Annotated in this window: 4 protein-coding genes; all 4 read left to right on the forward strand. The window is 48.3% G+C overall.

Features of this window, described 5'->3' with window-relative positions:
- Nucleotides 1–2,112 (forward strand): RHS repeat-associated core domain-containing protein (locus tag CODIS_RS20205; RefSeq protein ID WP_201259050.1); only part of this gene is annotated, 2,112 nt, incomplete at its 5' end.
- A 14-nt stretch (nt 2,113–2,126) separates the two neighbouring features.
- The gene (locus tag CODIS_RS20210; protein ID WP_069128457.1) at nt 2,127–2,621 is read left to right on the forward strand and encodes an SMI1/KNR4 family protein; all 495 of its coding nucleotides are present in this window, start codon (nt 2,127–2,129) and stop codon (nt 2,619–2,621) included.
- A gap of 290 nt (nt 2,622–2,911) precedes the next feature.
- Nucleotides 2,912–3,907, forward strand: a complete 996-nt coding sequence (locus tag CODIS_RS20215; protein WP_069128458.1) for a transposase — start codon at nt 2,912–2,914, stop codon at nt 3,905–3,907.
- A 412-nt stretch (nt 3,908–4,319) separates the two neighbouring features.
- The gene (locus tag CODIS_RS20220; protein ID WP_154723231.1) at nt 4,320–4,691 is read left to right on the forward strand and encodes a hypothetical protein; all 372 of its coding nucleotides are present in this window, start codon (nt 4,320–4,322) and stop codon (nt 4,689–4,691) included.
- Nucleotide 4,692: the final 1 nt, after the last annotated feature.

The raw sequence follows: 4,692 nt of genomic DNA on the forward strand, positions 1-4,692 counted from the left end.
TACCACTACTACCGGGAAGGCAACCAAAAGGGGCAACTGCGCGCCATCACCCGCAAGAGCCTGATGGGGCTGAAAGCAGATACGTTAGTGGGTGAGATCGACCAGGACACCAGCGACGGGCAAACCGGTCTCACCTTCGGTAATGGCCTGCGAGTAACCCGACACCACGACAAGCTGGGCAGAACCACCGCCATCGGCCACAGCAAACAACTCAGGTTGCAATACCAGTATGACGAGCAGGGCCGAATCACCGGCATTGACTACAATGGTATCCTGCAAAATTACGACTATGACCTGTTCGGCAGACTCACCCAGGCCGAGACTAATTTGGGCAGCTACCGTTATGACTACGATAGCCTGGGTAACCGCACCTACAAGGAACACGCCGACCAAGACGGCAACATCACCACCCAGGAAAACCGTTATCCCAATCCGGGTGTGGGCAACCGGCTGCTGAGTCAGGAAAACGGAGAAAGCCAAGCCTACCGCTACAACGCCTCAGGCAGCCCCAAACAGATCGGTGAGCGTCGTTACGAATATGATGCCCAACAGCGGCCAATCCGACTCTATCGGGTCGATCCCGATGATCCGGAAAACAAGACCCTGGTCGCCGAATACGCCTACAACCGCTTTGGGGAGCGGATTAAGAAGGTCATCTACAGCCTCAGCAGGAAACCCAAGGTCACCTACTATCTCTACGACAGTCATCAGCTGACCGCCGAGGCCGATGAAAGCGGCAAGGTTACCGCACAATACCTCTATCAGCAGCATCGCCCGATTATAAAACTGGAAGGCAAGATCGCCTATGCGATCCATACCGATCACCTGGGTGCGCCGAGAGCGGTTACAGATGAGAAGCAACAAACGGTCTGGTCGGCGGATTACAGCCCGTTTGGTTTGATCGACATCCAAACCCACCAGATCACACTCAATCTCAGGTTGCCAGGGCAGTATGAAGATCAGGAGAGTGGGACTTATTACAATTACCAAAGGGACTACGATCCCGAAACGGGACGCTATCTCACCAGTGATCCCATCGGACTGAAGGGTGGACTCAATACCTATGCCTACGTAGGTGGGAATCCCATCAGTACCATCGATCCGTTTGGACAGTATTGGGTGACGATAGACGGTGTTCAGCATTGGATTCCCGATGATGGTGCACAGTCACCCAATATGACCAGCATTGCTGTTGCGGTGCCGAATCCAGTCTGTCCACAACCGGCACCGACAACTCCGACTGCTCCATTACCTACGACTATTCCGGATTGGACAAGATATCAGCCTGCAAATGATCCATCACCTAGTGGAGGAAGCTCCTGGTGGCGGATTGGCCGAGGCTGGATAGGATTGGTGGCGCCCCTGCTGATGTCAGGTAATGATCCGGTCGTACGTTGGAGTGAAGGCGATCTAATATTTGATTATCTAACCAATTCTCAACGCTTAGTGGTCTATGATACCCATGGACGAGACATTGCTTTGCTGTGGGATCATATCGCTACCTATGATGTTGTTATAGACAGAGGAAATACATGGCTGCGTAGCCAGGATACAGGCAGGGTTATTGCTGGCATTGATCCGGATGATGGCGATGTGCTTTCGACGGAACAGATGGAGCGTATGCTGCGTCGTCAGTATGATGATTATACAGCTAATGGAGGTGAGTTAAGTTACGAGGATTGGTTAGCGGAGGGGATGCCGGATGCGCAAAATAGTTCGTCAGACGATAGGTTCTGGATACCAAATGAGGTAGATGAACGTAGGGTGTATCAAAGGAGCGACATCGATCCTGACTTACAAGGCCCAGATAGTAGGACTAATTTGGAGCGAATGAGGAATGGTCAACCCCCTTACATGATAGGTTCAGATGGGACTCTCGTTACAGTGGAATTGCATCATATGATCCAAACTGAACGTTTGAGTGATGATGGGCAGGCACCACTTGCAGAAGTTCCCGCAGATTTTCATGATCGCTACTACAATCAGATACATATATATCCACGAAATGATCCCGAGTATCAAAGCTGGAGGAGGAACAATCCTGATGATGCTCGGCGATATGATAATTATCGTCGCCGATACTGGCGAACAAGGGCTCATGATTTTGAATGAGGTGAAATATAACTATGTCAATCGATTTGGTACATAAAGCAATCGAGAAAATTGAGGATGCTAAGGATGTAAATAGATCATTCGCGGGTCCAGCGAGTGATGATGATATTGCTGAGTACGAGGAGCAGCTTGGAATAAAGGTTGATCCGGAATATCGTTTGTTTCTTTCAAAATATGGTGCCGGTAGCTTCGGATTTCTTGAGATTCAAGGTATCGTTCCCAAAGAAAAGCGAATTGAATCAGATCCAAGAGATTCTACTTATAATACCCAGAGATTACGTTCTAACCTTGAGTCACCAATGGGATCAGCGCTTTACGTAATCGGTACTATTGGAGACGGTTGCGAATGGGTATTAAGAAGTGGTGATGAAGGGGGGGGGCAATCTCCTGTCTATTCATGGGATATGGGTATTGACTATTCATCGCATGAGCTCTACGAGGAATATGCAAGTTTCGGTGAGTTTTTTCTCGAAAAGGTGAGTGAAGCGATCAGTTTTTCACGAGAGTAAGTGTTGCGCACCGCGCTTTCGTCAGAGCGATAAAGCGAGAGCGATAACGTTAAAACTAAAAAAAAAACTAAAAAAAACTAAAAAACTAAAAACGGACATCCATCAAAAATTGTCATCAGCTGGCTGCTGAGGCCGATGAAAGTAGTTAAATCGGAAGTTAAATCGAAGTTAAATCGGACATCCATCCAACTAAGAAGTTAAATAGTTAAATCGGACATCCATCCAATATTTGCCAAAAACCATGAAGTCTGGCAATCTCTAACCTACATCAGCTATCAAGGAGTGATACGATGCCCAAGCCAAGGAAAGCCCTTGTTTTACTTGAAGAAACCCCCTATTACCACTGCGTCTCCCGCTGCGTGCGCCGTGCCCACCTCTGCGGTGTAGACTCACATACCGGCAAAAGCTATGAGCATCGGCGCCAATGGATCGTCGATCGCATGAAACAGCTGACAGATGTCTTCGCCATCGATATCTGCGCCTATGCCGTGATGTCAAATCACTACCACGTCATACTCCATGTCGACACCCAATGCACAGCCGAATGGAGCGAGCAGGAGGTGATCGCACGGTGGGAGCGTCTCTTCTCGCTGCCTGTTATCGTTCAACGCTATCATTCTCAGGATACTATTACCTGTGCTGAGCGTGAAACGGTATCGGAATTGCTGACAAAATGGCGCAAGCGACTGCACGACATCAGTTGGTTCATGCGCTGTCTCAACGAACCGATTGCCCGTCAGGCCAACAAAGAGGACGGTTGTAGCGGTCGCTACTGGGAGGGCCGATACAAGTCCCAGGCCCTGCTGGATGAAAAGGCCCTGATGGCCTGTATGGCATATGTGGATCTCAATCCAATCAGGGCAGGACTGGCGCAGACACCGGAGCAATCCGAGTACACCTCCATTGCGGAGCGGACAGATCAATTAGCTCGTGATCAAGCATACTCGGATAAAAAAGAAACACCTCAGGGTTTAGCGCCTTTTATCGGCCATCCTCGCCAAGACATGCCCGAGGGACTGCCGTTTCGGCTCAGTGACTATCTTGCGCTTGTCGATTGGACGGGGCGTGCCATCTTGGAAAACAAGCGCGGCTATATACCTGAAAACCAACCGCCGATTCTCGAACGTTTAAAAATCGAACCCAAGCATTGGCTCTATATGACGCAACATTTCGAGAGCCGCTTCAAGGGGCTGGTCGGCATGAGTCACAGGCTCACCGCTGCCTGCCGTAGAATGGAGTATCGGCGAACACCGAATCTCGGGGCTGTTCGTCTGCTGCTCACTTAAAACACTCGCTGAGCCAAAACTAACTGCATCAGTGCACGCTGAGGTGCAACTGTGTACGACTCCGCGTGTTTATTGTTTCTAATTTATTGTTACTACAAATCATCAAACCGTTTTTTCACAAAAAGGCCGTAGGACTTAAGTGTGGGAGACTAGATGTAGCAACCATTTCAATCAGATGTGTTGGATGTGCAAATGGTTATATATTTAGGAATGGGTGTCTGGTTTATATCTCGGGGCTGTTCGTCTGCTGCTCACTTAAAAACACTCTCTGAGCCAAAACTAACTGCATCAGTGCACGCTGAGGTGCAACTATGTACGACTCCGTGTGTTTACTGTTTCTAATTTACTATTACTCAAATCATCAAACCGTTTTTTCACAAAAAGGCCGTATGACTTAAGTGTGGGAGACTAGGTGTGGCAACCATTTCAATCAGATGTGTTGAACGTGCAAATGGATATATATTTAGGAATGGGTGTCTGGTTTATAACAGGAATGGGTGTCTGGTTTATAACAGGAATGGGTGTCTGGTTTATAAAGTTTATAACATGGATAGGTAGAATTCAGGGTCATATAAGAGATTTGGGAAGTGGCAGGGCTACTACTGTTGATGGCCAACCAGCTAACATGGTTCTGGATTTAAGGGTACAGCCAGGGGGAACGCAAGCCGCTAATGATTTGATTGAGTTTGGTATAGAACATGGGGTTAGTAACAGGAATGGGTGTCTGGTTTATAACACTATTACTCAAATCATCAAACCGTTTATTCACAAAAAGGCCGTATGAC

The organism is Candidatus Thiodiazotropha endolucinida, assembly GCF_001715975.1.
In the GTDB taxonomy this organism is placed as follows: domain Bacteria; phylum Pseudomonadota; class Gammaproteobacteria; order Chromatiales; family Chromatiaceae; genus Thiodiazotropha; species Thiodiazotropha endolucinida.